Below are 26,167 nucleotides of genomic sequence, written 5' to 3'. Positions count from 1 at the left end.
CCTCTTCTGGTCTTCAGGAAATGGAAGGCGGGACTCTGGGGGGAGTCAAGAAATGCGCCGCCTTGCCTTAACCCTCATTGAATGACACTGGTTCCGTAACAAAACAGCCGCTTGGGCCACCGACTGTCAACGCCCTCCTTGGAACTGTCGCAGGAATTCATTGTCCGGCGACAGGATGATGTTGGTGTCGCCGCTGCGTTCAGGCGCGAAGGTGTAGCGATAGCTCTGCATGGCCCGATAGAAATCGTAGAATTGCGGGTCCTTGCCATAGCTTTCGGCGTAGATGCGCGCGGCGTTCGCGTCCGCTTCGGCGCGGATGATCTGCGCCTGCTTCGCGCCCTGCGCGCGGATGGTCAGCGCTTCCTGAGAGCGGGCAGTGCGCATCCGGTTGAACGCGCTTTCCAGCGGCGCGCCATCGGGCAGGTCGGCACGCTTGATCCGCACGTCGACGATCTGCGCGCCATATTGGCGGGCGACCCGGTTGAGGCCGGCCTCGATATTGTCCATCACCTGGCCGCGTTCGGGGCTGAGCAGCGCGGCGAAGGGTCGCTTGCCCAGTTCGTTGCGCAGGGCAGACCCCAGGATCGGGCGCAGCGCATCGCTAACCCGCTCCTCATTGCCAGCGGCAATATACATGCGCAGCGGGTCGACGATGCGGTATCGAGCGAAGGCGTCGACCTGCAGGCGCAGCTGATCGGTCGACAGCACCTGTTGCCGCTCCATCTCGACCGACAGGACGCGCTTGTCGATCCAGACGATCTGGTCAACGAACGGCACGCGCAGGATGATGCCCGCGCCCGTCTTTCCAAAGGCTTCGTTCGCCCGATAGCTGTTGATGATATATTTGGGGTCGCCAAAGCGAACGACCACGCCCTGTCTGGTTTCGGGCACGATCGCGACCGTGCTGCCGACGATGATCAGCAGCACTAGCGCGATGATGGCCAGCGCGACGGGATGACGCAGGAATCCGGGCATCACTGGCCCTCCGTGCTGGACGCTTCGGGCGTCGGGGTCGCCTGCGCGCGCCGCTTGAGTTCGGGCAGCGGCAGATAGGGGGTCACATTGCTCCCTTCGACGATGGTCTTATCGACATCCGACAGGACGCTCTCCATGGTTTCATAATACATGCGCCGGCGCGTCACTTCGGGCGCCAGCCGATATTGTTCATAGACCTTGTCGAAGGCGGCGGCTTCGCCCTGCGCCTTGGCCGTCACCTGCTGCGCGGCGGCGCGCGCTTCGTTGAGGTAGGTCTGCGCGGTCTGCTGCGCGGCCGACACTTCCTTGAACGCGTCGTTGACGGCGGTCGGCGGATCGGCCTGTTTGATCGCGACGCCTTGGATGCGGATGCCGGATTTATAGCCGTCCAGTATCTCCTGCATCCGCTGTTCGACCTGCTGCTCGATGGTGGTGCGACCCGCGCCCAGCGCGTCGTCCAGGCTGACGCTCGCCAGCACTGCGCGCATCGCGCTTTCCGCGACTTCGCGCACCGTGTCATCGGGGTCCGACAGCTGGAACAGGTAGAGTTCGGGATTGCGGATGTTCCAGCGCACCGAATAGGCGAGGTCGATGATATTCTGGTCGCCGGTCAGCACCAGATTTTCGCTCTCCGCGCTGACCGAGCCGATATCGATGGTGCGGATTTCCTCGACATCGACCGTCGTCACCGCTTCGAACGGGGCGGGCAGGGTCAGGCTGATGCCCGGCGACAGGGTGCGGCTATATTTGCCGACGATGGTCACGACGCCCCGTTCCTGCGGGCCGATGCGATGGATGCTGGTGAGCAGCAGCCACAAAATCAGAATGATCCCGATGGCGATGGGCCACAGTGCCTTGCCCGCGGCCGAGGGCGGCATGCCGCCAAAGCCGCCATTGCGTCCCCCGCCGCCCTGACCGAAACTGTCGCGGCCACGCCGCAGCAGTTCCTCGATCGCGGAAGGCCCCTTCTGCCCGCCGCCGGTCGGCTTGCCGGGCTGAGTCCAGGGGTTGCGCGGGCCGCCGTCGCCATCCTTTGGTCCGTCCCCGCCGGGTCCGTCATTCTTGCCCCCCCAGGGGCCTTGGACCATCGCTGTGATCGCGGGCATCCACCCGAAAATTCTTCTCATGCCCCCTCTATAGGAAGGCTCTCGCCTGAAAAACAGTGCCAATGGCCGCGAAACTTGCCTACAGCGCATCGCCATGACCGATCTTGACGATTTCGCCGCCCGCTTAAAGACCCTGACCGATGGCCGCGCCAGCACGCCGCGCGTGCGCGACGGGGTGATGACGCTCGCGCTCGATGTGGGTGGCCTTGGTCCCGATCAGCGCGATGGACTGGTCGCGGCCATCCGCGAAGGCGGCCTGACCGTGCCGGGGGTCAGCGATGTGCGGATCGCCATGACTGCCGAGCGTCGTTCGACGCGCATTCTTGCGGTCGCGTCAGGCAAGGGCGGCGTCGGCAAATCGACGCTGTCGGCCAATCTGGCCATTGCGTTGCACCGCCTGGGCCACAAAGTCGGGCTGGTTGATGCCGACATTTACGGGCCCTCGCAGGCGCGGCTCATGGGCAGCGAGGATCAAAAGCCCGTCGCCCGCGACAAGAAGCTGATTCCCGTCACCGGCGCGATGGGCGTGCCGATGCTGTCGATGGCGCATCTGGTGGAGCCGGGCAAGGCGCTCGCCTGGCGCGGGCCGATGGTGAGCGGGGCGCTCGGCCAGCTGATTGACGCCGACTGGGGCGATACGGACCTGCTGATCGTAGACCTGCCGCCGGGCACCGGCGACATTCAGCTGTCGATGGTGCAAAAGCACAAGCCCGCCGGCGCGGTGATCGTGTCGACGCCGCAGGACCTTGCCCTCATCGACACCACGCGCGCCGTCAGCCTGTTCGCGCAAGCGGACGTGCCGATGGTGGGGCTGGTGGAAAATATGGCAGGCTATGCCTGCCCCCATTGCGGCGAAATTTCCGATCCGTTCGGCGAAGGGGGCGCGGAACGGGAAGCGGCGACGCTGTCCATGCCTTTCCTGGGCCGCGTGCCGCTCGCCATCGACATTCGCCGCCAGTCCGATGCCGGCGATCCGCCGGCGGCGGGTGAAGGTCCCCATGCCGACGCCTTCCGCGCCATTGCCGAAAAGGTGGCGGCATGGCTTGAGCAGCCCGCCTCCGCCTGATCCGGGGCTGACGGGGAACGTCCGGCCGCCTCGTGCATCTTCTGTCGTGCCAAGATAAGGAGGACGCCATGCCGCTTACCAACCCGCAGGATATCGCCGCGCTGCTGGACCGCACTCGCACCATCGCGCTGGTCGGCATATCGGATCGCCCGGATCGGCCGAGCTATGGCGTGATGGCCTTTCTGCAGGACCATGGCTATCGCGTGCTACCGGTCAATCCGCTGCTGGCTGGCGAGCATGTCCATGGCGAATTTGTCTGGGGTCGCCTGTCCGACATTGGCGTGCCGATCGACATGGTGGATATTTTCCGTCGCAGCGAAGCAGCGGGCGAGGCTGTGGACGACGCCATAGCTGCTGGCGCGAAGGCGGTCTGGATGCAGATCGGTGTCGTGAACGAGGCAGCGGCCGCGCGCGCCGAAGCGGCTGGGCTGGACGTGGTGATGGACCGCTGCCCCGCCATCGAAATTCCGCGTCTTGGCGTCGCGCCCATTCGCGCCGAATAGCTCTAGGCAGCGGCATCGCGCGCCAGTATCAGGCGATCATGGGGCGCGCACCGCGGAAGCAATCGGTCAGAGAAAAAGGCCTCGACAGGCGCACGCTGCTGATCGGCGGCGGCGCGGCGGCAGGACTTTTGCTCGCCTGGGGGGCGTGGCCGCGCACCTATGCGCCCAATTTGGCTGCCGGACCCACGGAAACTATCGTCAACGCCTTTTTGAAGATCGACCGGTCGGGCCAGATCATCGTCGTCGTCCCCCAAACCGAAATGGGGCAGGGGGTGACGACGGTCCTGCCGCAGATACTGGCGGACGAACTGGGCGCGGACTGGCGCACGGTGGCGGTGCAGAGCGCGCCGATCAGTCCGCTATACGCCAATGACTTGCTCGCGCGGCAGTGGCTGGCCAGCGACTGGACCCGATTGCTGGGCGATGCCGGTCGCTGGGCGATCGATCAATATGCCACACGCAGCGCGCTGATGCTGACGGGCGCAGGAACGTCGATCCCGATGTTCCATGACGCCTATCGCGACGCCGGGGCGGCGGCCCGCGTCCTGCTGTGCAAGGCGGCGGCCTCGCGCTGGGGCATTCCTTGGGAAAGCTCCGACATACAGGAAGGCCTGATCTCCGACGGCGCGCAGCGCCGCATGAAGATCGGCGAGGTGGCGGGGGAGGCGGTCGCCTTCGATCTGCCGCCGATCCTGCCCTATCGCCAAGGACAGGATGGGCGTCTGGCCGGGCAGGATCTGCCGCGCCTTGATACCCCGTCCAAGATTGACGGCACCCATAATTTTGCCGCTGATATCCGCCTGCCCGACATGGTGTTCGCATCGGTCCGCCAGGGACCGATCGGCGACGCCGTCCTTGCCGGGCTGGACGACCGCGCTGCGAGCGGCGTCACGGGCTTTTTGAAGCTGGTGAAGCAGGATCGCTGGGTCGCCGCAGTGGCAAGCAACTGGTGGGCGGCGAACAAGGCGCTGGACCTCGCCGATCCCGTCTTCACGCTGCGCGGAACGCCGGTCGGCAGCGACGTCATCGACGCTGCTCTGGAGGCGGCATTTTCCAAATCATCGGGCCGGCGCCTTTATGCGCAGGGCGATCTGGAGCCGGTGTTTGACGGCGCGACCATCCTTGCCAGCGAATATCAGGTCGATGCCTCCCTCCATCTCGCGATCGAGCCGCCCTGCGCGACCGCGCGCGTCACTTCGGACGGCGCGGAAATCTGGATGGCGACCCAGGCGCCGGGCCTGGCGCGTGACGCCATCGCCGATGCGCTTGGCATGACCCGCGATGCCGTAACGCTTTATCCGCTGCATGCCGGTGGCTCTTTTGGGCGGGCGATGGACTGGGACGTGGGTGTGCAGGCCGCCTTGATCGCCCGGGAGATGGCACGGCCCGTGCAACTTCTATGGTCGCGGCTGGAAGATGTCATCCAGGACAGGCCGAGCGCACCGGCGCGCGCGCGCATGGCCGCCAGGGTCGGGCGCAATGGCGCGATCGAGGGGTGGCTGGCAAAGGTCGCCGCGCCCTGCGCGATGGCGCAGACATGGGCGCGCATCGCCGATGGCAAGCTGCCCCATGACGCTGCGCAGGATGTGGCGGACAGCGCGAACCGGCTCGCCGTCGCGGGCATGGCGCCGCCCTATGCCATCCCCAATTGGGCGGTGGATCATTACCCCGCCGACGTCGGCCTGCCGCTTGGCTTCGTGCGCGCTAATGCGCATCTGAACAGCGTCTTCTTCTCCGAAAGTTTCATCGACGAACTGGCGCATCTCGCCAATATCGAGCCCATGTCCTTTCGCATCCAGATGCTCGGCGGCAATCCGCGGCTCGCCCATTGCCTGACCACGGCAGCGGCGATGGGGGGCTGGCAGGGCGGCGTTGCCGGCAGCGGGCAGGGGATGGCGGCGCATATGATCGACGGCGCCTATGCCGCCGTCATGGTCGAAGCATCCATGGCGGGCGATCGGATCGCGGTCGGCCGGATCATCGCGGCGGTGGACGCCGGTGATCCCGTGCATCCGGACATTATGCGCCAGCAGATCGAAAGCGGCCTGGTCTTCGGCCTTGCCTTCGCGACCGGCGCCTCGGTCCCTTATGCGCGCGGCCTGCCAACGCGGGCGATACTGGGCCGCATGAACCTGCCGCGTCTGGCGGATATTGGCGAGATATCGGTAGAGATGATCCGCAGCACCGCCGCGCCGACGGGCGTTAACGACCTCGTCGCGCCCTTGGTCGCCGCCGCCATCGCCAACGCGCTTTACACTTGGACGGGCCAGCGCATCCGCAGCCTGCCCCTTGTAGGAACGCCATGACCCTTCCCGCCGAACACCCCGTCATCCCCGCGCCAAAGATTGGCGTGCTGCTCATCAATCTGGGCACGCCGGACGCGCCGGACGCCGCTTCGGTTCGCCGCTATCTTGCCGAATTCCTGTCCGACCGGCGCGTCGTCGAAATTCCGCCCTTGCTGTGGCAGCCGATCCTGCGCGGCGCGATTTTGACGACGCGGCCGAAGAAATCGGCGCACGCCTATCAGCAGGTATGGACGGCCGAGGGGTCGCCGCTCGCCGTCCATACCCGCGCCACCGCTCAGGCGCTTGGGCAGGCTTTGGGCGACGGGGTGCTGGTCGAATGGGCGATGCGCTATGGCAATCCCGCGATCGGCGATCGATTGAAGGCGATGAAGGCGGCCGGGTGCGACCGCATCCTGTTGGCGCCACTCTATCCGCAATATAGCGGCGCGACGACCGCCACCGCCAATGACGCAGCCTTTGCGGCCCTCGCAAAGATGCGCTGGCAGCCAGCGGTGCGCACGCTGCCGCCCTATCACGACGACCCCGCGTACATCGAAGCGCTTCGCCATTCGATCGAAGGGGCCATCGCCGCCTTGCCGTTCCGCCCCGATGCGCTGCTCGCCAGCTTTCACGGCATGCCCGAACGGACGCTGAAGCTGGGCGACCCCTATCACTGCCAGTCGGTCAAGACCGCCCGCCTGTTGGGGGAGGCATTGGCGCTGCCGGTCCATATGAGTTTCCAGTCACGCTTCGGCCGCGCCAAATGGCTGGAGCCGGAAACGGAAGCGACTCTGGCCGGATTGGTGCGCGACGGTGTCCGCAATATTGCCGTGGCAACACCCGGCTTCTCGGCAGACTGTCTTGAGACGCTGGAAGAAATCGCGCTGCGCGCAAAAGACGCCTTTTTGGCCGCTGGCGGGGAAAATTTCGCCTATTTGCCCTGTCTAAACGCGTCCGCGGAGGCTATCACCCTCTATCAGAGGCTTATAGGCCGCGAACTTTCGGGTTGGATGGACTGACCCCTGTTTGGAAGAGGACGCTGATATGTCGAGAGTGGCGATCATAACCGGCGGAACGCGGGGCATCGGCGAGGCAATCAGTCTCGCGCTCAAGGAAATGGGCTATGCCGTCGCCGCCAACTATGCCGGCAACGACGAAAAGGCCAAGGCGTTCACGGACAAGACCGGCATTGCCGCTTTCAAATGGGACGTGGGCGACCATCAAGCCTGCCTCGACGGGTGCGCGCAGGTTGCCGAAGCAATCGGGCCTGTCGATATCGTCGTCAACAATGCCGGCATCACCCGCGACGGCGTTTTGGCGAAGATGAGCTTTGATGACTGGAACGAAGTCATGCGTATCAACCTTGGCGGCTGCTTCAACATGGCGAAAGCCTGTTTCGGCGGCATGCGTGAGCGCGGCTGGGGCCGCATCGTCAATATCGGCTCGATCAACGGCCAGGCCGGCCAATATGGCCAGGTCAATTATGCCGCTGCCAAGTCGGGCATCCATGGTTTCACCAAGGCGCTGGCGCAGGAAGGCGCGAAATATGGCGTGACCGTCAACGCGATCGCGCCCGGCTATATCGACACCGACATGGTCGCCGCCGTGCCTGCCCCGGTGCTGGAAAAGATCGTTGCCAAGATCCCGGTCGGCCGGCTGGGCCAGGCCCACGAAATCGCGCGCGGCGTCGCCTTTTTCTGCAGCGAGGATGGCGGCTTCGTGACCGGCAGCACGCTGTCGATCAACGGCGGCCAGCATATGTATTGATGGACAGGGGCGACCTTGACGAGTCCGACGGGTCGCCCTTCGCTCCGCCGGTAAAGCGGAGCGTTACCATTGCCGGCCACCAGACCGCCATCAGCCTGGAGCCGATATTCTGGGACGCGCTGCGCGTAGCGGCAGCGGATCAATCCATCCCCGTAAATGCCCTCATCGCGCGGATCGACCTTGCGCGCATGACTGCCGACCCTGCGCCCAATCTGGCCAGCGCGATCCGCTGCTGGCTCTTTGCCGAACATATCCAAAACGCTGATAAGAATTATTCTCAATAGCGTTGACAGTCAGAACGATTCGCAATAGCAGCTGCGCAACGCATGATGTTGGGGGGTATCGATGTTTTCAGACGCCAAGGGCATGTCGTATCTGGCGATGGGCTGTGTGGGGATCTTGTCGGCGGGGCCGTCACTGGCCGCCGAAGCCGCGCCGGCAGCCATATCGCAGGATTCCATCGTCGTCACCGGTGCGACCTATGCCGACGAACTCGTCAATCCCAAGAATATCGCGCCGATCATCGACACGCCGCAGACGGTCACGATCATTTCCGATCAGACCATCAAGAAGCAGAACCTGCTGACCCTGCGCGACGTCCTGTCCACGGTTCCGGGCATCACCTTCGGCGCTGGCGAGGGCGGGGGCGGCTATGGCGACAGCATCAACCTGCGCGGCTATTCCGCCAATAACGACATCACCCAGGATGGCGTGCGCGACAGCGCGCAATATAGCCGTACCGATCCCTTCAACACGCAGCAGGTGGAAGTCTATAACGGCGCAAATTCCGTCTATAACGGGTCCGGCTCGGTCGGGGGCACCATCAACCTTGTGTCAAAGACGCCGCAGCCAAGCGACCTGACCATCGTTGAAGCCGGCATCGGCACGGACGATTATTATCGCGCGACGATCGACAGCAATCAGCGGGTGTCGGATTTCATCGGGGTGCGGCTTAATGCCATGGTCCATCGCAATGATGTGCCGGGTCGCGATGTCGAGCGGTTCGAACGCTGGGGCGTCGCGCCATCGGTGACGCTCGGCATGGACGGCCCGACCAGCCTGACGCTCGCCTATCTCCATCAGGAAGATCGTAACAAGCCTGTCTATGGCGTGCCCTATTTCAACAACGCCATCAACGACGGCCCTCTGGCCGATGTCGACCCCAGCGATTATTTCGGGATCGCCAATCTCGATCGCCAGGATATCGATATTGATCGGTTCACCGCGATCTTTGCGCATCAGTTCAGCGATGCCGTCTCGCTGCGCACATTGGGGCGCTGGCAGCGGGTCCGGCAGGACAGCGTCACCAGCGCGCCGCAGGGCACCTATTGTCTGTCCACCGGGGTTCAGCCGATCACGAACGTTGACCTGGTGACACCGCTGGTCTGCCCGACGGGATTGGCAAATGGCACCTATCGCCCGTCCGGGCCGCGCGGACTGGTCCGCAACCAGCTCAACGATCTTCTCTATACCCAGACCGACCTGCGGATCGTCAGCGGCGACGCTGGTGGTCTGCGCAACACGCTGGTCATCGGCGCGTCGGCCACGCAGGAGGATTACCGCATCGAAACCGGCAATCTGCTGCGCGACGCAAGCGGGGGCGTGCTGGCTCAGGCGGACATCGACCTTGCCAACCCCGATACGGACTGGACCGGGCCGACAAACTATATCCCATCGGGCCGCAGCTATGGCGACAGCCGCAACATCGCGGTCTACGCCTTCGACACGGTCGAGTTCGGCCAGTTCGAGCTGAATGGTGGCCTGCGCTATGAAGATGTGCGCAACATCTTCCGCGCTGACAGCATCGCGACGCCGGCGGCCGGCGGCGCCACAACCACCGGTATGCGGCAGCGCAGCCAGGATACGCTCTTTTCCTATCGCATCGGCGCGGTCTTCAAGCCGACGGCCGACACCAGCCTCTATGCCGCCTTCGCCAACAGCAAGACGCCGTCTTCCGCCACGGTGCGCGCGGGTTGCACCAGCGGTTCGGGAGCCTCGCTGGTCGACTATTGCGATGTCGCGCCCGAAACCGCGCGCAGCTACGAAATCGGGGCCAAGGCGAACCTGATGGGTGGCAAACTGCTGGCGACGGCGGCGCTGTTCCGCAACGAGCGTACCAATTATCGCGTGTCGACCAATGACCCGGCGACCAATGCCACCTTCCAGGTGCTGGACGGCCATTCGCGCGTTGATGGCGTGGCGCTGGGCCTGACGGGCAATATCACCAAAAACTGGCTGGTCTTCGCCAATTACACCTATCTGGACAGCAAGATCATCCAGGGCATCTCCAACGATTGCCTCGCCAATCCCCGGCCGGCTTGCAACAACAGCGCGGCCCTGCCGGACCCGTCAAAGGGCGATGATCTGATTCAGACGCCCAAACATTCGGGCAGCCTTTACACCAGCTACCGCACGCCCATCGGGCTGGAGGTCGGCTATGGCGTCACCTATCAGGGCAGCTTCGCGCTCAACCAGACCAATCTTCTCAACCGCACCCAGTATCGCGCGGATGATTATTGGGTCCACCGTGCTTTCCTGTCATGGAATTTCAACAATGGCCTGACGGCGCAGCTCAACGTCCAGAACCTCTTCGACAAGCGCTACTATACCGGCATTCGCAACAATGTCAGTTCCAGCACGGGCGTGGTGTCGGGCGGCTGGGCGACGCCGGGCGAAGCGCGATCCGCGCGGTTCAGCCTGTTCTACAGTTTCTGACTGGTTAGGGGAGGGCGGCGGGCTGCTTGTTCGTCGCCCCGCTTTACCCTAACGATCTTGCCATGCTGATCGCCATCCCCGACCTTCTCGACATGCCGGGCGTTGCAGCCATCCGCGCGATCATCGATGCGGCCGATTGGGTCGATGGCAACATTACGTCGGGCCATCAATCCGCGTTGGCCAAGAATAACCTGCAACTGCCAGAGGACGGCGTTGCCGCCAAAAAGGCGGGGCAGATGATCCTTGACGCGCTCGGGCGATCGCCGCTGTTCATCGCGGCCGCGCTGCCGCTGCGCATCTTTCCGCCGCTGTTTAACAGCTATGCCGGTGGGCAATCCTTTGGCGTGCATGTCGACAATGCCGTGCGTATCCAGGCCGGCACTGGCTTTCGCGTGCGGTCCGACCTGTCCGTCACGGTGTTTCTGGAGCCGCCCGAAGCCTATGAGGGCGGCGAGCTGACGATCGAAACCCAGTTTGGCGTGCAGCAGGTGAAGCTGCCTGCCGGACATGCCGTCCTCTACCCCTCGTCGTCGCTCCATCGCGTCGAGCCGGTTGCAAGCGGACGGCGGGTCGCCAGCTTCTTCTGGCTTCAGTCAATGATTCGCGATGACGCCGCGCGGCAGATGCTGTTCGACCTCGATCGCAGTGTGCAAGGTGTTGCCGCGCAGCTGGGACAGGATCATGCTGAGGTCATCCGCCTGACCGGCGTCTATCATAATCTCTTGCGCCGCTGGGCCGACGTCTAAGGCCCTCCGCAGGTCAGATGTCCTGCGCGATGCGACCATAAAGGTCGGGCCGACGATCGCGGAAGAAACCCATGCCCGCGCGGTGCATGCGCGCGCGGTCGAGGTCGAGGGTCGCGACGAGCGCACCATGGTCCTTCGCATCGGCTTCGGAGACATAATCGCCCCATTCGTCGCTGATGAAGCTGTGGCCGTAGAAGCTCTGGCCCTCTTCCTCGCCAATGCGATTTGCGGCGATCACGGGCATGCAATTGGACACGGCATGGCCGATCATCGCCCGCCGCCACATGCGGCTGGTGTCAAGTTCCGCATCATAGGGTTCAGAGCCGATGGCGGTGGGGTAGAACAGCATCTCCGCTCCCATCAGCGCCATGCAACGCGCGGTTTCGGGATACCATTGGTCCCAGCATATACCGACGCCGATGGTGCCATGTCGCGTCTTCCACACCTTGAAGCCGCTATTGCCGGGCCGGAAATAATATTTTTCCTCATAGCCTGGCCCATCGGGAATATGGCTCTTGCGATAGACCCCCATGATTTCGCCCTGATCGTCGATCATGGCGAGTGAATTATAATGATGCTGGCCGTCGCGCTCGAAATAGCTGGTCGGAATGTAGACGCCCAGATCCTTGGCTAGCTTGCGCATTTCCTGCACGGCGGGATGCTCGTCCGTCGGCAGCGCGTTGGCGAACAGGGCTTCGTCCTCGACCCGGCAGAAATAGGGGCCTTCGAACAGTTCGGGTGGCAGGATGATCTTGGCGCCGCGCATCGCCGCCTTGCGCACATGGTCGGCGACCAGCGCGATATTGTCCGCCCTGTCGTCGGAAAAGGCGAGCTGAAGTGCGGCGACGGTAACCTTGGTCATTCTAATTCCTGCTTATGTCATACCGTTCGTGCCTCGTATCGAAGTATCCTTCGATACGCCATTTCGACTTCGCTCAATGGCTACTCAGGACGAACGGGGCTGAACATCAGAGACTGGGCATTTGCTGGCTGCAGCAATGGAAGCTGCCGCCGCCCGACAATATGGCGTCGCTGCGCAATCCTACAATCTCTCGTCCGGGAAAGAAGGGGCGGAAGGCATCGAGCGCCGCCTGGTCGTTGGGCTGGCCATAGATGGGCACGATGACGGCAGCGTTGCCGACATAGAAATTCATGTAGCTGGCCGGGATCGGTTCGCCATCGACCAGCACCAGGCCGGGGGAGGGGACGTCCGCCACCGCCAGCCCATGCGCCTTGGCGCGGGCGCGCGCGTCGGCGTAGATGGCGGCGTTCGGATCGTCCGGGGTCGTGGCGACGGGAAGCGCCAGCACGCCAGGCCCGACGAAGCGCGCCAGATTGTCGACATGCCCGTCGGTATGATCGTTGAGCAGGCCTTCCCCCAGCCACAGCATGTCCGATAGGCCCAGGCTCCCCGCCAGCAAGGTTTCGATCTTCCCGCGATCAAGGTCGGGATTGCGATTGGGGTTGAGCAGGCATTGTTCGGTCGTGACGAACAGGCCGGTGCCGTCGGTGTCGATCGCCCCGCCTTCGAACACCCAGTTTTGCGTCGACGTGGGAAGGCCGGTGGTGGCCGCCAGCCGCGCGCCGATATCCTCGTCACCCGGCATCCGATATTTACCGCCCCAGCCGTTGAAGCCGAAATCGACCAGCGCGCGCCCGCCCGTGCCGTTCAGCACGGCGATCGGCGCGGTGTCCCGCAGCCATACGTCGCCGAGGTTCGCGACAACGATGATGACAGCTGCATCGACCAGATCGCGGGCGGCCCTTGCGTCCTCGTCATGCGCGACGACCAGGCGCACCTCCTCGCCCTTGCCGCCGGCGTGCAGGGCATTGGCGAAAGCCGCGATCTGCTCGCGAGCGCCATCGAATGCGCCGGGCCATTCGGCAGGGTTGGTCGGAAAGCCGATCCAGGTCCAGTCGTGCGGCGCCCATTCGGCGGGCATGCGGAAGGTCATGTGCAATATCCTTGCCCGGCCTGGCGTGCCGGATCATGATGAGTCAGGAAAAGGTGCGCGCTCCATAACGCGCGATCACCGGTCTGGACAGAGGGTTGCGATGAGGAAGGCGGGTATCCCGACCGTGGCGATGGCCTTGCTGCTGTCGCTTTTGCCGTCGGAGAAGGCATGGGCGGACGAATTGCCGGAATGGCTGACGGGCGAATGGGTCCAGCAGCGCGGCGATCGCTGGGCGGAGGAAGTGTGGACGCTGCCGCGCGGCGGCACGATGATTGGCGTTGGCCGCAACGGGCGCGGCGAAAGCCTGCTGGGCTGGGAGGTCATTCGCATCGTCCGCGATGGCGCGGGCCAAGTGATGCTCCATGCCGCGCCCGACGGTGGACCGGAGACGCCATTCAAGCTGGTCGAGCAGGGCGTGCGTGACATCAGCTTCGCCAACCCCGACCATGATTATCCGCAACGTATCCGCTATTGGCGCGAAGGGCGGCTGTTGATGGCGGAAACGTCGCGAATGGATGGATCGCAGACCCAGAGCTGGACCTATTCCCCGGCCGGGAAATAGGTCCTCGCCCCTGGCTTACTGACCGGCGCGATCCTTGTCGCGGATGGCGCGGAACTCATCGCCCTCGACCCAATTGGGCCAGTCGGTGGTTTCGGCAAGCGCGCGACCGACGTCATAGTAAAGTTTGAGGTCTGCCGCGACGCCGCTCCAGTCCCAATTGGGATCATATTCGTCCTTCGGGCCATGATAGCGGTTCTTGGTATAGTCCTCCGCTGCCGCCATGCCGGCCGCCGTGCCGCCATTCACCAGATCCTCGCCGCCTTCGAAATACAGCATCGGCAGGCCGTGCTTGGCGAAGCTGAAATGGTCCGAGCGGTAGTAGTAGCCTTTCTCCGGCGTCGGTTCGACCGTCGCGACCCGGCCCTGCGCGGCCAGAGCGCGGTCCAGATAGGCGTCAAGCTGCGACTTGCCCTTGCCGATCACCACGACATTCTTCGCCCGGCCCGCGACACTGAGCGCGTCCATGTTCACGCCGCCAACGGTCTTCGAAAAGGGGAAGACGGGGTTTTCGCCATAATAGGCCGACCCCAGCAGCCCCGATTCCTCGGCCGTCACCGCCAGAAAGACCTGGCTCCGGTCGGTCGGACCCGCCTTCACATTCGCTTCCGCCAGAGCGACGAGCGCAGCGGTGCCGGTGGCATTGTCGACCGCGCCATTGCAGATGTCGTCACCATCGAGTGCCGCCTGACACCGCCCCAGATGGTCCCAATGGGCGCTGTAGAGCACATATTCGTCCGGGCGCGTCTTGCCCGGCAGCAGGGCCACGACATTTTTCGAGCTATGCTTGCGCAGGTCATTGTCGAAGGAGACGTTCGCCTTGACGCCCGCCAGAGGCACTGGCTTGAAACCCGGCTGCTTGGCGGCGCGCATCTGTGCGTCCAGATCCAGGCCCGCGCTGGCGAAGAGTGCCTGCGCCTTGTCCTTCTGAATCCAGCCGATCGCGGCGGACTGATCGGCGTTGCCATTGGCGCTGTCGGCAACATGCTGCGCGCCGGTCCAGCTGGATTGCACAACGTTCCAGCCATAGGCGGCGGGCACGGTGTCATGCACGATGATCGCAGCCGCCGCGCCCTGCCGCGCGGCTTCCTCATATTTATAGGTCCAGCGGCCATAATAGGTCATCGCCCGCCCGTTGAAGGTGCCATCGAGGCCCGACGTCTCATAGTCGGGGTCATTGACCAGGATGATGACCGTCTTCCCTTTCACATCGACGCCGGCATAGTCGTTCCAGCCCTTTTCGGGCGCATTGATGCCATAGCCGACGAAGACGACCGGGCTGTCCTTCACCGCGATATGCGGCTGCGTCGTGCGATAGGTGCCGATCACCATTTCAGGGCCATAGGCGGCGGTGACGGGCGACGCGCCGCCGGTAAAGCGCAGCGGAGACACATTTCTGGCAGTGATTTCGACCAGCGGGACGTCCTGGAACCAGCTGCCATTATTGCCGGGCTTCAGCCCCAGCCTGGCAAATTCCGACGACAGCAGCGCCAGCGTCTTTTCTTCCCCGGCCGATCCGGGAGCGCGGCCTTCATAGGCGTCCGAGGACAATTCTTGCACCAGCCGCTTCATCGTATCGATGGATGGCGTCACGCCCGATGCCGCAGGCTGGGCCGACGCACTTTCAGGCGGCGTATCTGACATGGTGGTGCAGGCCGGAAGGGCCAATATGGCGGCGATCGCCAGTATGGAGCTGCGCATGATTTTGTCCCTTTTTCTTATCGATAGGGGCGTGATGCCACCGGGCAGCGGCCAGGGCAAGCAAGCCCGTTACCATAATGTCCGCCTTGGCTTAGCCACTGCAATTCAGGGGAATATATGGGGATCACAGGGCATGAGCGGAACCATGAAATCGGCATGCATCGCGCTCTGGCTGGCGGGGTCGACGCCGGCCGCGTTGGCACAGGGACAAGCCGACGCCCTGGCAAAGGCCTTTGGCGCGCGGGAAGCCATTTCTTCGGCCAGCCTGTCGCCCGATGGCCAGACGATCGCGCTGATCGCAGCGGGGCCGGGGCGCACCAGCCGCGCCTATGTTCTTGAAGCGCGCGAAGGCGCCGACATAAAGGTCGTAGCCTCGACCAGCGGTCGGCCCGAATATCTCCAGCGTTGCGACTGGGTATCGGCCGACCGTCTTGCCTGCCAGATATTTGGCGAGCAACGCTATGGCGATGACGTCTATGGCTTTTCCAATGTCTTTGCCGTCAGCGCCAATGGCGCAGACACAAAGTTGCTGAGCCAGCGGCGCGGTGCGAATGCGCTGGGCTATGATTTCAGGGGCGGCGATGTGATCGACCTGCTGCCTGGCGATGAGGACGCCGTTCTCATGACACGATCCTATGTGCCCGAAGCCAAGATCGGCAGCCTCATCGAAAAGAAGCTGGAAGGATTGGGCGTCGACCGGATCGATACGCGCAGTGGTTCGGCCAAGAGGATCGAAAATCCCGACAAGCTTGCGGTCGGCTATATTTCCGATGGGCAGGGGCATGTGCGCATCATGGCCCTGCAGGAAAATCGTACATCCGGTTATGCCAAGGGCACGTACAAATTCCTCTATCGGCCAATTGGAAAGTCGGGTTGGAGCGATCTGTCCCTATACGACACCCGCGACAACAGCGGTTTCTACCCGGTTGCCGTCGATCCGACATAGAACGTCGCTTACGGGTTTGAAAAGATGGATGGTCGCGATGCGCTGGTCACGGTCGCGCTGGACCCTGGTCGTGCCAGGACGGTCATATTCTCACACCCGGACGTGGATGTAAGCGGGCTTATCCGCGTCGGTCGCGACCGGCGCGTGGTCGGTGCCAGTTATGTCACCGACCATCGTCAGGCGGTCTATTTCGACGAACAGGCGCAGGCGCTCATCTCTTCGCTCGGCAAGGCGCTGGGCGGCAAGGCAGTCAACATCAGCGACATGAGCCGCGATGGCAATCGTGTCCTGATCTGGGCCGGCAGCGATGTCGATCCCGGCCAATATTATCTGTTCGACCGCGCCGCGCGCAAATTGTCGCCGATCATGCCTGACCGACCCGAGCTTGCGGGTCGGGTGCTCGCCACCATGCAGTCGGTTCAGTATAAGGCGGGCGACGGCACGATGATCCCTGCCTATCTCACCCTTCCGCCGGGCAAGGAGACAGCGAAGGGGCTGCCAGCCATCGTCCTGCCCCATGGCGGCCCGGAAGCGCGGAACGAATGGGGATTCGACTGGATGGTCCAATATTATGCAGCGCGCGGGTTCGCCGTGCTGCAACCGCAGTTCCGCGGCTCTGCTGGCTTTGGCGAGGCGTGGCTGATGCGCAATGGCTATCGTTCCTGGCGGACGGCGATCGGCGACGTGATCGATGCCGGACGCTGGCTGGTTGCGCAGGGCATCGCCAATCCCGACAAGCTGACGATCGCGGGCTGGTCCTATGGCGGCTATGCGGCGCTTCAGGCGCAGGCGGTCGATCCCGCGCTGTTCAAGGCAGTCGTGGCGATCGCGCCGGTGACGGATTTTGCAGATCGGATGCGGCGCAGCCAGTATTTTTCCAATTATCTGCTGCAACAGCAGCGCATGGGCACAGGACCGGAGGCGGCGGAGGCGTCGCCATCCAATCATGCCGCCGAATTCCGCGCGCCGGTGCTGATGTTCCACGGCACCGACGACAATAATGTCGACATAAGCCAGGCAAAGATCATGCAGGCCAAATTGCAGGGGGCCGGCAAGCGCAGCCAGCTGGTCATCTATGATGGGCTGACCCACAGCCTGCTGGACAGCGACGCCCGCGCAGACATGCTGCAAAAAAGCGCGGATTTCCTTCTGGCAGCGGGGAAATAGCGCCGGTTGCGCTACCCCAGCATGGCTTCGAGCGCCGGGGTGAGATATTCGCGCGGGCCAGCATCGGTCCGAACGATCATCCGGGCCGCAAGGTTATTTTCGCGGGCGAGCGCCGAGCCTTTTTCCGGTCCGGCGACGGTGATGGCGGTCGCCCAGGCGTCCGCCATCATGGCGCTGTCATGCAAGAGCGTGACGCTGGCGACGCCATTGCGGATCGGCGCCCGGATGGCCGGGTCGATGTTGTGGGACAGGTGACGGCCCGCTTCCATGCGAAAGCGGCGATAGTCCCCCGATGTCGCAGTCGCCAGCCCGCTCAACGCCACGCGCAACGGCGGGAAGCTCATGCCGGGCGGCGTTTCCATATCCACCCACCATGGCTGGATGTCCGGTTTGACGCCCACACCCCGCAATTCGCCGCCAATTTCGATGAGGAAATTGGCCACGCCTGATGCCCACAGGGCTTCGGCAACCGCATCGACGGCAAAACCCTTGGCGATGCCCGAAAAGTCCAGCGCCACATCGGCAAGGCGGCGGGCGCGATCATCGTCGACTTCAATGGAAGTCCACGGGCTGGCGCAGGCCGGAACGGCGTCCGCCACGTGCGGGCCAAAGCCCCAATGGTCGACCAGCCGACCAAGGGCGGGATCGAATGCACCGTCCGACAAGCGCGCGACGTCCAGTCCGGCGCGCAGCACCGTCCCCATTTCGGCTGGCAGGGTCATCCATCCGCCGATCGGATGCCTGTTGAAGCGGCTGATGACCGAGCCCGCCTCCCAGTTGCTCATCTGCGCGACGACCATGTCCAGCACGGCTTGGACGATCTTGCCCATGTCGGCGGGCGGGTCCACAACCGATGCAGACCATGTCGTTCCCATCGTCGGGCCGCTAAAGCGCCTGATCGCGCCACGGCGGTGTCGGCCCAGGAACATCTCCGGCGACAGGCCGGGCGCGATCGCTATGCGAGGGGCTATGGTGCCAGTGACGGTCAGGGCGCCTGCACCTCAAGCGTCGTGACGTAGGAGGCCCGTCGCTGGCCTGCCGGCGCATCGGCTTCGCCCGCGCCCTCGCGCCGGCCGCCCACCGTGGCATTCAGCCAGTACATGCCCGGTTCGGGCCAGGTGACGGCGATCTTGCCGTCCTGATCGGCGGCGAGATCCATCTGCCCCAGAGTGTCGCGATAGCGAATCCCGCCCGGGATCAGCGTGACCTTGAGGCCAGATGCGGGCTTGCCATCCAGCAGGAACTGGAGTGTCGCCGCTTCGCCCGCGACGAGGTCATTGGGATGGGTGACGGGGACCATTTCGATGCCGTCGCCGGTTGGTGTAAAGAGATTGGTGGTGGGCGCCCCCAATGTCACAAAGATTTCGTTGCGGTTGCTGGCTTCGCTGGCCTGCACATCGGTCGCGCCTGCCGGGAGGACGCTGGCGAGCTTGTCCCTGGTGGTGCCGCGCGGCAAACGCTCCCGCTTCCCGTTCAGCATGTAGCTGCCCATCAGGCCTTTCGTGACCGAAGCGATACGGTAGGTGCCGGGCTTGGTCAGATGAACGTCGAAAGTCGAGCGATAGCGGCCCTTGGCGGCGTTTTCGATCGTTCCGGTCGCGCCATCCGGTTCGGTGACGACGATGCCGTCCGTCGGCATCGGGAAATGCTCGAAATAGAAGAGGTCGTTGGAGATAGCAGCGTCGACCGTGACCCAGCTTTCCGCGCCGGACAGGGACGTGGCTGACGGCAGCATCCATTGGCGATGCGCCTGGGCCAGGCTCGGCGTCAGCAGCAGCGCGGCGGTGGCAACAGCCAAAAATGTCCTTTTCATCCTCATGTCCCCTTATCTGCCGAATGTCAGTGTCACAGCGCCCAGTTCGCTCGCGCCCTTTGCCCGCACGGTCGCGCCGGGCTTGGGTGGCCAGGCAAAGGGCAGTCGCAGCACCTCGCGTCCGCCCACTTCGCGCGCAGCCTCGATGACGATCGTGTAGTTGCCCGCCGTCAAGGACCCGAGCGGCCCCTTGCCTGGAGTGAAGGTCAGCTTCTGCTCACCCGGCGCGCGGGTGGCGCCGGTGACGCCATCGGCGGGGAATGTCATGGTTCGACCCGACGTGCGCCACCATTGCCGCACGTCGCGCAGCCACTTGGTCCCTTCGCCATTGCGCATGTCATAATCATACCAGACCGACAGGGTGCGGGGCGTTGCGCCTTCCTTCTCGATCCAGACCGCGACATAAGGCCGGTGATATTCAGCGACACTCAGACGCGGAATGGTGATGGACAAGGCCAGGGTCTGGGCGCTGGCTGGCGCGGTGGCGGCACTGGCAGCGCCGGCCGCGGCCCCTGTCATCATCAGCGAATGACGAAGCTGCATGGGTGATGATCCCCCTCTCAATGGATGAAAATGACGGCGACGATGGCCGGGATGGCGAGGCCGGCGGCTACCAGCGGCCAGGTGCTGGGGCGTCGGCGGGCGTGAAGGTGCAGCAGCAGCAGGCCGGTGAGCGCGAACAGGAAACAGGCGACAGCGAAGACGTCGATAAAATATTTCCATGCGGCACCGGCATTGCGGCCCTTGTGCAAATCATTGAGGTAGCTGATCCAGCCGCGGCTGGTGCTTTCGCCCGTCACCTTGCCGCTGTGGCGGTCGATGGCGATCCAGCCGTCGCCTCCGGGGCGGGGCAAAGCGAGGTAAATCTCGTCCGCTGACCATTCGGCCGCTTGCGCGCTGGTCTGGCCGAATTGATCGTCCAGCCAGCGGCGGATGGCTTTGGGGAGCGGCTTTTTGGCGTCGGGCGCGTCATCGGCGGCAATCTGTGCCAGCAGCGGCGCGGGGAGCGTACCGCTTTGTTCCACCGTCGTGGATGCGCCTTCGACATCGGCGGCATGGTTGAGCGTGATGCCGGTAAAGGCGAACAGCAGGAGGCCAATGAGGCTGATCGCGGAACTCATCCAGTGCCAGCTATGCAGCTGCTTCATCCAGAAAGCCTTGGCACCCCGTCTGGGTGTTTTCGACTTGCCTATGCCAGGCGTGTGTGCGGTAGCGTGCATTGCAATAGATCGTCCCCGGCTCAACGCCATCGCAGTAACGCGAACGACTCGCAGTTGCAACGGAATCTGGTCATTGGCGGCGTCAATTTGCGCCACGCCATTCTTTACGTCGCACGATGCGAGAGGTTGGGCGATTTGCCTGAGGTCGTTTTCTTGACGGGCTCTGTTGCAAAGATTGGCGGCAGTCAGAGGTAGGCTGTCGCTCTGCGCCGATCAGGCGGCTGCTGCGAAATGGTGGTTGAGCATGCCCATGGCCTCCGTCAGCGCCGAGGGCCCAATGCCAAAAGCTCTCTCCACAAGGCGCACCTCGCCCCTGATGCCGGGCTGCAGGCACCAGGGGCGAGCCTGTCCTTTGCGCAGGGCTCGCATGACTTCGAATCCCTTGATCGTGGCATAGGCCGTGGGGATCGATTTGAAACCGCGCACCGGCTTGATCAGTATCTTGAGCTTTCCGTGATCGGCCTCGATCACGTTATTGAGATACTTCACCTGCCGGTGGGCCGTCTCCCGGTCCAGCTTTCCTTCGCGCTTCAATTCGGTGATCGCTGCACCATAGCTCGGCGCTTTGTCGGTATTGAGCGTGGCAGGCTTTTCCCAGTGCTTCAGGCCTCGCAGGGCCTTGCCCAGGAACCGCTTCGCTGCCTTGGCGCTGCGGGTCGGCGACAGGTAGAAATCGATCGTGTCGCCCCGCTTGTCGACTGCCCGGTACAGGTAGGTCCACTTGCCCCGCACCTTGACGTAGGTTTCATCCAGGCGCCAGCTCGGATCAAAGCCACGCCGCCAGAACCAGCGCAGCCGCTTCTCCATCTCCGGGGCGTAGCACTGGACCCAGCGATAGATCGTCGTATGGTCGACCGAAATGCCGCGTTCCGCCAGCATTTCCTCAAGGTCGCGATAGCTGATCGGATAGCGACAATACCAGCGCACCGCCCACAGGATCACATCACCCTGGAAATGGCGCCACTTGAAATCCGTCATCGTTCCGTCCGTCCAATCTCCGCCAAGCATGCTCAAGCTTCACGATTTTTGCAACAGAGCCCGCGCATGAGCTCAACCAGCCGCTTGCCGCGGTCGCGCTCTATCTCGAGACGATCCGCGACATGCTCGACGAGCGGGACGACGAACCCTTCGTGTCGCTACGGTCGGTGATGGATGATGCGGCACAGGAAACGCTGCGGGCCGGCCATATCGTCCGGCGCCTGCGCGATTTCGTCGCCCGCGGCGAGGTCGACAAGAGCCTCCACGAGCTGCCGCAGGTCATCGCCGAGGCGAGCCTGCTCGCGCTGGTCGGTGCACGCGAGCGCGGCATCCGCAGCTTCTTTGCGGTCGATCCCGCCGCGACGCTGGTCCTCGTCGACAGGGTGCAGATCCAGCAGGTGCTGGTCAACCTGATGCGCAATGCCATCGAGGCGATGGCGGAGTGTCCGGTTCGCGACCTCAAGGTGGCGACCAGGTTGCGCCCTGACGGGCTGATCGAGGTGACCGTGGAGGATACCGGTCCCGGCATCGCGGACGGAATCCGCGAGCAGCTCTTCACGGCGTTCAACTCGACAAAGGCCGACGGCATGGGCCTCGGCCTCTCGATCTGCCGGACCATCATCGAAGCGCATGGCGGCCGTATCTGGATGGAGCGCCCCGACCGCGGCGGCACCCGCTTTCATTTTACCTTGATCCATGCGCGGGCGGAGGAGGAACATGGGGGATAGACGCGTCATCCATCTGGTCGACGACGAGGAGAGCATCCGCAAGGCGGCGAGCTTTGCGCTCAAGACCGCGGGCTACGACGTCGTGACCTATGCCTCGGGCGTGGAGTTTCTCAAGGAGGCGAAGTCGGCGGCCGTCGGCTGCGTCATCCTTGACGTGCGCATGCCCGAGATGGACGGTCTCGAGGTTCAGGCCGCCATGGCAGCACGCGGGGTCAACATGCCGGTCATCGTCCTGACCGGCCATGGCGACGTGTCGGTTGCGGTGCAGGCCATGAAAGGCGGCGCGGTCGACTTTCTCGAGAAGCCCTTCGAGAAAGCGGCCCTGCTCGGCGCCGTCAGCCGCGCGTTCGCGCGTCTCGACGATGTCGACTTTCGCACTCTGGAAACCTCTGAAGCCGGCGTGCGGGTCGCTGCACTGACGCCCCGGGAGCGTGAAGTGCTGGAAGGGCTGGCGAACGGCCTGCCCAATAAGACGATCGCCTATGACCTGGGCTGTTCATCGCGAACGGTCGAGGTCCATCGCGCGAGCCTGATGGCCAAGCTCGAGGTCCGCAATTTGTCCGAAGCCCTGCGGATCGCCTTTGCCGCGGGCATGGGCCGCAAGCCGAAGTGACTGCGACCTCTACGTAGCGACGGGACGAGGCGCGATATGCGATCGATGGTGCAATCGTCACACGGGTGTCCGCTTCTCGCAATGCCATCGGTCCGTTCCACTCAGCATGATGGCAGATACACCATCCTCGTCTCCGACGACGATCCCGGCGTGCGGCGTGGCCTCCAGCTGCTGCTGAGATCGCGCGGCTATGCCGTGTGGGGATATACGACCGGCCACGCGCTGTTGGCCGACCCCCGCGCGAAGGAGGCAGACTGCGTCATCCTCGACTATCGCATGCCCGACATCGACGGATTCGCGATGCTGCGTCACCTTCGCGAGATCGGATGGTCGGGACGCGCCATCATGATCTCAGGCTTTCACGACACGCTGCTGGCCTGGCGGGCCGCCGAGGCGGGCTTCGATCACGTTCTCGCAAAGCCTTTGATCGGCAGGGCTTTGCTCGATGCGTTGGACCGGCACCGCGCCGAGGTTCTGCGAAAGCATTGAGTTATGGCGGCCGGCCCCCGGCAGCCTCAGCCCGGCGCGATGTGGAAAGCCGATCTGCGCCGTCAAAGCCAGTGGCTACGTTTGAACCGGATGTAGAGCCCAATGCAGACCGCAGCGATGACGCCGAGGATGACGAAATATCCCCATTGCGTCTTCAGTTCGGGCATATTCTCGAAATTCATGCCGTAGATTCCGGCAATCGCGGTAGGCACCGCGAGGATCGCGGCCCAGGCGGCAAGCTGACGCGTGATCGCACCCTGGCGCTGCTGTTCGAGCAGGTGACTCGCCTCGAACACCGAGATCAGGATGTCGCGGATGCCGGTGATGGCGCTCTCAACCCTGAGTGTTGATTTCCACTGAGAAGTGACCCGGGTTTTCCATCGAGAAGTGACCCGTCTGCGGATTATGTTTCGGGTGTCACGGGTGGGTCAACCCGTGGTTTTCTCTTTTGGGTTCTGGCCTGCTTGGCAGAGCTGTTTTTGAAGCGGAAGCTATCGTTGCCGGTCTCCAGGATGTGGCAGTGATGGGTAAGCCGATCGAGGAGCGCCGTGGTCATTTTGGCGTCGCCGAACACGGTGGCCCATTCGCTGAAGCTCAGGTTTGTGGTGATGATGACGCTGGTGCGCTCGTAGAGTTTGCTCAGCAGGTGGAAGAGCAGCGCGCCACCTGAAGCACTGAACGGCAGATATCCAAGCTCATCCAGGATAACGAGATCGGAGTGCAGGAGGCGATTGGCGATCTGACCGGCCTTGCCCTGTGCTTTTTCCTGCTCGAGCGCATTGACCAGTTCGACCGTCGAGAAGAAGCGGACGCGCTTTCGATGATGTTCGATGGCCTGGATGCCCAGCGCCGTTGCCACATGGCTCTTGCCGGTGCCAGGACCGCCGACCAGCACGATATTGTCGGCGATGTCGATGAAGTCGCAGCGATGCAACTGACGCACCAGAGCTTCATTGACCTCGCTACTGGTAAAGTCGAAGCCGGCCAGATCGCGATAGACAGGGAAGCGCGCGATCTTGAGCTGATAGGCCACAGACCGAACCTCCCGTTCTGCTGTCTCGGCTTTGAGTAACTGGGAGAGGATCGGGATGGCGGCTTCGAACGCTGGAGATCCCTGTTCCATGAGATCGGTGACGGCCTGCGCCATGCCATGCATCTTGAGGCTGCGGAGCATGACGACGATGGCGCCGCTGGCAGGGTCATGACGCATGACGCTTCTCCTTGCGCAGATCATCATAGCGTTCGACATTGGCCATCGGTTCGCTGACCAGCTTGAGCGCCTGGGGCGCCGTCACCGGCGGCGTGGAGATCGGTTTTCCGTCGACCAGCCTATAGAGCAGATTGAGGATATGGGTCTTGGTCGGAACGCCAGCCTCCAGCGCCATGGTGACCGCCGTCAGCACCAGTTGCTCATCATGATGAAGAACCAGCGCCAGTATTTCGACCATTTCCCTGTCGCCGCCGGGATTGCGCAACAGATGTCGCTGCAGACGCTGGAACGCATCGGGTAGCTCAAGGAAGGGCGCACCGTTGCGCAGGGCGCCGGGCTTGCGCTGCACGACCGCCAGATAATGGCGCCAGTCATAAACCGTATGACCTGGACCGTCGTGAGAGCGGTTGATGATGCGCTGATGTGCGCAGATTGGCTGCCCCTCGGCGACGACCTGGAAGCGATCAGGATAGACGCGCAGGCTGACAGTGCGATTGGCGAAAGAGGCCGGTACGCTGTAGCGATTGCGCTCAAAGTGGATGAGGCACGTCGGCGATACCCGTTTGCGATATTCCACAAAACCATCGAAGGGCCTGCCCGCAACCATCAGACACTCAGATTCATCGGCCCAGGCATTGGCAACCGATCCGGGTTCGATCCCGTGAGGGATGTCCTCCCATAACGCCTTGCAGCGCTCCTCCAGCCACAGGTTCAGCGCATCAAGGCTTTCGACCTGCGGCGTGGGTTGCCACAGACGGTGCCGCGCATCCTGGACATTCTTCTCGACCTGCCCCTTTTCCCATCCCGCAGCCGGGTTACAGAACTCAGCTTCGAACAGATAGTGGCTGACCATCGTCAGGAAGCGTGCGTTGACGGTGCGTTCCTTGCCACGCCCGACCTTGTCGACGGCCGTGCGCATATTGTCATAGATACCCCGGCGCGGCACGCCGCCCAGCACGCGGAAGGCGTGATTATGGGCGTCGAACAGCATCTCATGGGTTTGCAGCAGGTAGGCGCGCACGATGAATGCCCGGCTGTAACTGAGCTTGAAATGCGCGACCTGCAGCTTGGTCCGAACCCCGGCGATGATTGCCCAGTCCTCACTCCAATCAAACTGGAAAGCTTCCCCCGGCGCGAACGACAGGGGCACGAATGTCCCACGCCCGCCAATCTGTTGCTGGCGCCGATAATCTTCGCGCCAGTCCCGAGCAAAAGCGGCAACCCGGTTGTAGGATCCTTCATAACCCAGGCTCACCAAATCGGCGTGAAACTGCTTGATCGTGCGCTTCTGCTTGCGCGATCGGCCCATATCGCGCCGCAGCCAGGCCGCCAGATGCTCAGCAAATGGGTCCAGTTTGCTTGGTCGATCAGGCACCTTGAACCGCGGATCGATCGTCTCGGACCGCAAATATTTGCGGATCGTGTTGCGTGATAGTCCGGTGCGCCGCGCTATCTCCCGGATCGGTAGATGATCGCGAAAATGCCAGCGCCGGATAACGCTCAATAACGCCATGTCCAACACTCCATATACCCTCGCTTGTCAAAGCCAGGGACGAGTTCAACATGGGTCAATTCTCAGTGGAAATTTACGCCCTACCCGGGTCACTTCTCAGTGGAAATCAACA

General features: G+C 63.5%; 23 protein-coding genes and 3 pseudogenes. 13 read left to right on the top strand and 13 right to left on the bottom strand.

What is annotated here, in order from left to right; all coding sequences use genetic code 11:
- Positions 1–126 precede the first annotated feature (126 nt).
- Together hflC and hflK are read right to left on the bottom strand one after the other, a co-directional pair.
- Positions 127–975: a protease modulator HflC gene (hflC, locus tag RLDS_RS41425; protein ID WP_021226310.1), complete on the bottom strand. Its 849-nt coding sequence runs from the start codon at positions 973–975 to the stop codon at positions 127–129.
- A complete protein-coding gene (gene hflK / locus RLDS_RS41420) occupies positions 975–2,102 on the bottom strand; it encodes an FtsH protease activity modulator HflK (protein ID WP_201767492.1) in 1,128 nt (375 codons plus the stop codon). The genes hflC and hflK overlap by 1 nt, the downstream gene beginning before the upstream one ends.
- A gap of 271 nt (positions 2,103–2,373) precedes the next feature.
- Between hflK and RLDS_RS41415 the strand changes: the two genes are divergently transcribed.
- The 8 genes from RLDS_RS41415 (at position 2,374) to RLDS_RS41380 (ending at position 11,163) form a co-directional block, all read left to right on the top strand.
- Positions 2,374–3,147, top strand: coding sequence for an Mrp/NBP35 family ATP-binding protein (locus RLDS_RS41415; protein WP_408021113.1), 774 nt, complete (start codon positions 2,374–2,376; stop codon positions 3,145–3,147).
- A 68-nt stretch (positions 3,148–3,215) separates the two neighbouring features.
- Complete coding sequence (locus tag RLDS_RS41410; protein WP_021226307.1) at positions 3,216–3,650, top strand: CoA-binding protein; 435 nt, start codon at positions 3,216–3,218, stop codon at positions 3,648–3,650.
- Positions 3,651–3,688: 38 nt separating this feature from the next.
- Positions 3,689–5,956 (top strand): molybdopterin cofactor-binding domain-containing protein, encoded by a 2,268-nt coding sequence (locus tag RLDS_RS41405; RefSeq protein WP_021226306.1) that lies wholly within the window; start codon positions 3,689–3,691, stop codon positions 5,954–5,956.
- Positions 5,953–6,954, top strand: a complete 1,002-nt coding sequence (gene hemH, locus RLDS_RS41400) for a ferrochelatase (RefSeq protein WP_021226305.1) — start codon at positions 5,953–5,955, stop codon at positions 6,952–6,954. The genes RLDS_RS41405 and hemH overlap by 4 nt, the downstream gene beginning before the upstream one ends.
- Positions 6,955–6,979: 25 nt before the next feature.
- Positions 6,980–7,702, top strand: coding sequence for an acetoacetyl-CoA reductase (gene phbB, locus RLDS_RS41395; protein ID WP_031298240.1), 723 nt, complete (start codon positions 6,980–6,982; stop codon positions 7,700–7,702).
- Complete coding sequence (locus tag RLDS_RS41390; RefSeq protein WP_021226303.1) at positions 7,702–7,986, top strand: ribbon-helix-helix domain-containing protein; 285 nt, start codon at positions 7,702–7,704, stop codon at positions 7,984–7,986. Before phbB ends, RLDS_RS41390 begins: the two co-directional genes overlap by 1 nt.
- Before the next feature lie 61 nt (positions 7,987–8,047).
- The gene (locus RLDS_RS41385) at positions 8,048–10,417 is read left to right on the top strand and encodes a TonB-dependent receptor (protein ID WP_021226302.1); all 2,370 of its coding nucleotides are present in this window, start codon (positions 8,048–8,050) and stop codon (positions 10,415–10,417) included.
- Positions 10,418–10,479: 62 nt separating this feature from the next.
- The gene (locus tag RLDS_RS41380; protein WP_021226301.1) at positions 10,480–11,163 is read left to right on the top strand and encodes a Fe2+-dependent dioxygenase; all 684 of its coding nucleotides are present in this window, start codon (positions 10,480–10,482) and stop codon (positions 11,161–11,163) included.
- 13 nt (positions 11,164–11,176) lie between these two features.
- Here the strand turns inward: RLDS_RS41380 and aguB are convergent, their stop codons facing one another.
- Both aguB and RLDS_RS41370 read right to left on the bottom strand, forming a co-directional pair.
- On the bottom strand, positions 11,177–12,025 hold the full coding sequence (aguB, locus tag RLDS_RS41375; protein WP_021226300.1) for an N-carbamoylputrescine amidase: 849 nt from the start codon (positions 12,023–12,025) through the stop codon (positions 11,177–11,179).
- 106 nt (positions 12,026–12,131) lie between these two features.
- A complete protein-coding gene (locus RLDS_RS41370) occupies positions 12,132–13,118 on the bottom strand; it encodes an agmatine deiminase family protein (protein ID WP_021226299.1) in 987 nt (328 codons plus the stop codon).
- Positions 13,119–13,218: 100 nt separating this feature from the next.
- Here RLDS_RS41370 and RLDS_RS41365 point away from each other — a divergent pair, with 100 nt between their 5' ends.
- The gene (locus RLDS_RS41365; RefSeq protein WP_021226298.1) at positions 13,219–13,680 is read left to right on the top strand and encodes a DUF6265 family protein; all 462 of its coding nucleotides are present in this window, start codon (positions 13,219–13,221) and stop codon (positions 13,678–13,680) included.
- Positions 13,681–13,695: 15 nt separating this feature from the next.
- On the opposite strand, the gene RLDS_RS41360 is transcribed toward RLDS_RS41365, so the two are convergent.
- Positions 13,696–15,378, bottom strand: a complete 1,683-nt coding sequence (locus tag RLDS_RS41360) for a M28 family metallopeptidase (RefSeq protein ID WP_021226297.1) — start codon at positions 15,376–15,378, stop codon at positions 13,696–13,698.
- A 133-nt stretch (positions 15,379–15,511) separates the two neighbouring features.
- Between RLDS_RS41360 and RLDS_RS41355 the strand changes: the two are divergent.
- A pseudogene (locus RLDS_RS41355) lies at positions 15,512–17,491 on the top strand (alpha/beta hydrolase family protein).
- A gap of 11 nt (positions 17,492–17,502) precedes the next feature.
- Here RLDS_RS41355 and RLDS_RS41350 read toward each other — a convergent pair.
- From RLDS_RS41350 to RLDS_RS55990, 5 genes are all read right to left on the bottom strand, one after another.
- Entirely contained in the window at positions 17,503–18,366 is an 864-nt protein-coding gene (locus RLDS_RS41350) for an FAD:protein FMN transferase (protein ID WP_031298238.1), read from the bottom strand.
- Between the two features lie 110 nt (positions 18,367–18,476).
- Positions 18,477–19,310, bottom strand: a complete 834-nt coding sequence (locus tag RLDS_RS41345) for a DUF4198 domain-containing protein (RefSeq protein WP_031298236.1) — start codon at positions 19,308–19,310, stop codon at positions 18,477–18,479.
- 6 nt (positions 19,311–19,316) lie between these two features.
- Positions 19,317–19,847 (bottom strand): DUF2271 domain-containing protein, encoded by a 531-nt coding sequence (locus tag RLDS_RS41340; RefSeq protein ID WP_021226292.1) that lies wholly within the window; start codon positions 19,845–19,847, stop codon positions 19,317–19,319.
- 17 nt (positions 19,848–19,864) lie between these two features.
- Complete coding sequence (locus tag RLDS_RS41335; RefSeq protein ID WP_031298234.1) at positions 19,865–20,524, bottom strand: PepSY-associated TM helix domain-containing protein; 660 nt, start codon at positions 20,522–20,524, stop codon at positions 19,865–19,867.
- 213 nt (positions 20,525–20,737) lie between these two features.
- Positions 20,738–21,502, bottom strand: a complete 765-nt coding sequence (locus RLDS_RS55990) for an IS6-like element IS6100 family transposase (RefSeq protein WP_001389365.1) — start codon at positions 21,500–21,502, stop codon at positions 20,738–20,740.
- 56 nt (positions 21,503–21,558) lie between these two features.
- Between RLDS_RS55990 and RLDS_RS55980 the strand changes: the two are divergent.
- The 3 genes and pseudogenes from RLDS_RS55980 to RLDS_RS41315 form a co-directional block, all read left to right on the top strand.
- Positions 21,559–22,230, top strand: a pseudogene (locus RLDS_RS55980) (sensor histidine kinase); the annotation flags it as partial.
- Positions 22,220–22,843 (top strand): response regulator transcription factor, encoded by a 624-nt coding sequence (locus RLDS_RS41320; RefSeq protein ID WP_007683357.1) that lies wholly within the window; start codon positions 22,220–22,222, stop codon positions 22,841–22,843. The pseudogene RLDS_RS55980 and the gene RLDS_RS41320, both read left to right, overlap by 11 nt.
- An 81-nt stretch (positions 22,844–22,924) precedes the next feature.
- Entirely contained in the window at positions 22,925–23,332 is a 408-nt protein-coding gene (locus RLDS_RS41315) for a response regulator (RefSeq protein ID WP_007683354.1), read from the top strand.
- Between the two features lie 62 nt (positions 23,333–23,394).
- Here RLDS_RS41315 and RLDS_RS41310 read toward each other — a convergent pair.
- From RLDS_RS41310 to istA, 3 genes and pseudogenes are all read right to left on the bottom strand, one after another.
- Positions 23,395–23,673 (bottom strand): annotated as a pseudogene (locus RLDS_RS41310) (CorA family divalent cation transporter); the annotation flags it as partial.
- Positions 23,674–23,735: 62 nt separating this feature from the next.
- Entirely contained in the window at positions 23,736–24,542 is an 807-nt protein-coding gene (gene istB, locus RLDS_RS41305) for an IS21-like element helper ATPase IstB (RefSeq protein WP_009821099.1), read from the bottom strand.
- Complete coding sequence (istA, locus tag RLDS_RS41300) at positions 24,532–26,055, bottom strand: IS21 family transposase (protein ID WP_009823850.1); 1,524 nt, start codon at positions 26,053–26,055, stop codon at positions 24,532–24,534. The genes istB and istA overlap by 11 nt, the downstream gene beginning before the upstream one ends.
- Positions 26,056–26,167: the final 112 nt, after the last annotated feature.

Origin of the sequence: Sphingobium lactosutens DS20 (assembly GCF_000445105.1) — a bacterium.
GTDB classification, from domain to species: domain Bacteria; phylum Pseudomonadota; class Alphaproteobacteria; order Sphingomonadales; family Sphingomonadaceae; genus Sphingobium; species Sphingobium lactosutens.
The sequence above is the reverse complement of the archived record's forward strand: the minus strand, read 5'-3'. Positions and strand labels throughout refer to the sequence as shown.

Bases quoted from the DNA above. Each gene is read 5' to 3' on its own strand.
- RLDS_RS55990 (WP_001389365.1), bottom strand. From the start codon at position 21,502: ATGACGGATTTCAAGTGGCGCCATTTCCAGGGTGATGTGATCCTGTGG.
- RLDS_RS41345 (WP_031298236.1), bottom strand. From the start codon at position 19,310: ATGAGGATGAAAAGGACATTTTTGGCTGTTGCCACCGCCGCGCTGCTG.
- hflC (WP_021226310.1), bottom strand. From the start codon at position 975: ATGCCCGGATTCCTGCGTCATCCCGTCGCGCTGGCCATCATCGCGCTA.
- RLDS_RS41335 (WP_031298234.1), bottom strand. From the start codon at position 20,524: ATGCACGCTACCGCACACACGCCTGGCATAGGCAAGTCGAAAACACCC.
- RLDS_RS41385 (WP_021226302.1), top strand. From the start codon at position 8,048: ATGTTTTCAGACGCCAAGGGCATGTCGTATCTGGCGATGGGCTGTGTG.
- RLDS_RS41405 (WP_021226306.1), top strand. From the start codon at position 3,689: ATGGGGCGCGCACCGCGGAAGCAATCGGTCAGAGAAAAAGGCCTCGAC.
- RLDS_RS41365 (WP_021226298.1), top strand. From the start codon at position 13,219: ATGAGGAAGGCGGGTATCCCGACCGTGGCGATGGCCTTGCTGCTGTCG.
- RLDS_RS41370 (WP_021226299.1), bottom strand. From the start codon at position 13,118: ATGACCTTCCGCATGCCCGCCGAATGGGCGCCGCACGACTGGACCTGG.
- RLDS_RS41380 (WP_021226301.1), top strand. From the start codon at position 10,480: ATGCTGATCGCCATCCCCGACCTTCTCGACATGCCGGGCGTTGCAGCC.
- hemH (WP_021226305.1), top strand. From the start codon at position 5,953: ATGACCCTTCCCGCCGAACACCCCGTCATCCCCGCGCCAAAGATTGGC.
- hflK (WP_201767492.1), bottom strand. From the start codon at position 2,102: ATGAGAAGAATTTTCGGGTGGATGCCCGCGATCACAGCGATGGTCCAA.
- aguB (WP_021226300.1), bottom strand. From the start codon at position 12,025: ATGACCAAGGTTACCGTCGCCGCACTTCAGCTCGCCTTTTCCGACGAC.
- istA (WP_009823850.1), bottom strand. From the start codon at position 26,055: ATGGCGTTATTGAGCGTTATCCGGCGCTGGCATTTTCGCGATCATCTA.
- RLDS_RS41315 (WP_007683354.1), top strand. From the start codon at position 22,925: ATGCCATCGGTCCGTTCCACTCAGCATGATGGCAGATACACCATCCTC.
- RLDS_RS41415 (WP_408021113.1), top strand. From the start codon at position 2,374: ATGACTGCCGAGCGTCGTTCGACGCGCATTCTTGCGGTCGCGTCAGGC.
- RLDS_RS41390 (WP_021226303.1), top strand. From the start codon at position 7,702: ATGGACAGGGGCGACCTTGACGAGTCCGACGGGTCGCCCTTCGCTCCG.
- RLDS_RS41320 (WP_007683357.1), top strand. From the start codon at position 22,220: ATGGGGGATAGACGCGTCATCCATCTGGTCGACGACGAGGAGAGCATC.
- RLDS_RS41410 (WP_021226307.1), top strand. From the start codon at position 3,216: ATGCCGCTTACCAACCCGCAGGATATCGCCGCGCTGCTGGACCGCACT.
- RLDS_RS41340 (WP_021226292.1), bottom strand. From the start codon at position 19,847: ATGCAGCTTCGTCATTCGCTGATGATGACAGGGGCCGCGGCCGGCGCT.
- phbB (WP_031298240.1), top strand. From the start codon at position 6,980: ATGTCGAGAGTGGCGATCATAACCGGCGGAACGCGGGGCATCGGCGAG.
- istB (WP_009821099.1), bottom strand. From the start codon at position 24,542: ATGCGTCATGACCCTGCCAGCGGCGCCATCGTCGTCATGCTCCGCAGC.
- RLDS_RS41350 (WP_031298238.1), bottom strand. From the start codon at position 18,366: ATGGGAACGACATGGTCTGCATCGGTTGTGGACCCGCCCGCCGACATG.
- RLDS_RS41360 (WP_021226297.1), bottom strand. From the start codon at position 15,378: ATGCGCAGCTCCATACTGGCGATCGCCGCCATATTGGCCCTTCCGGCC.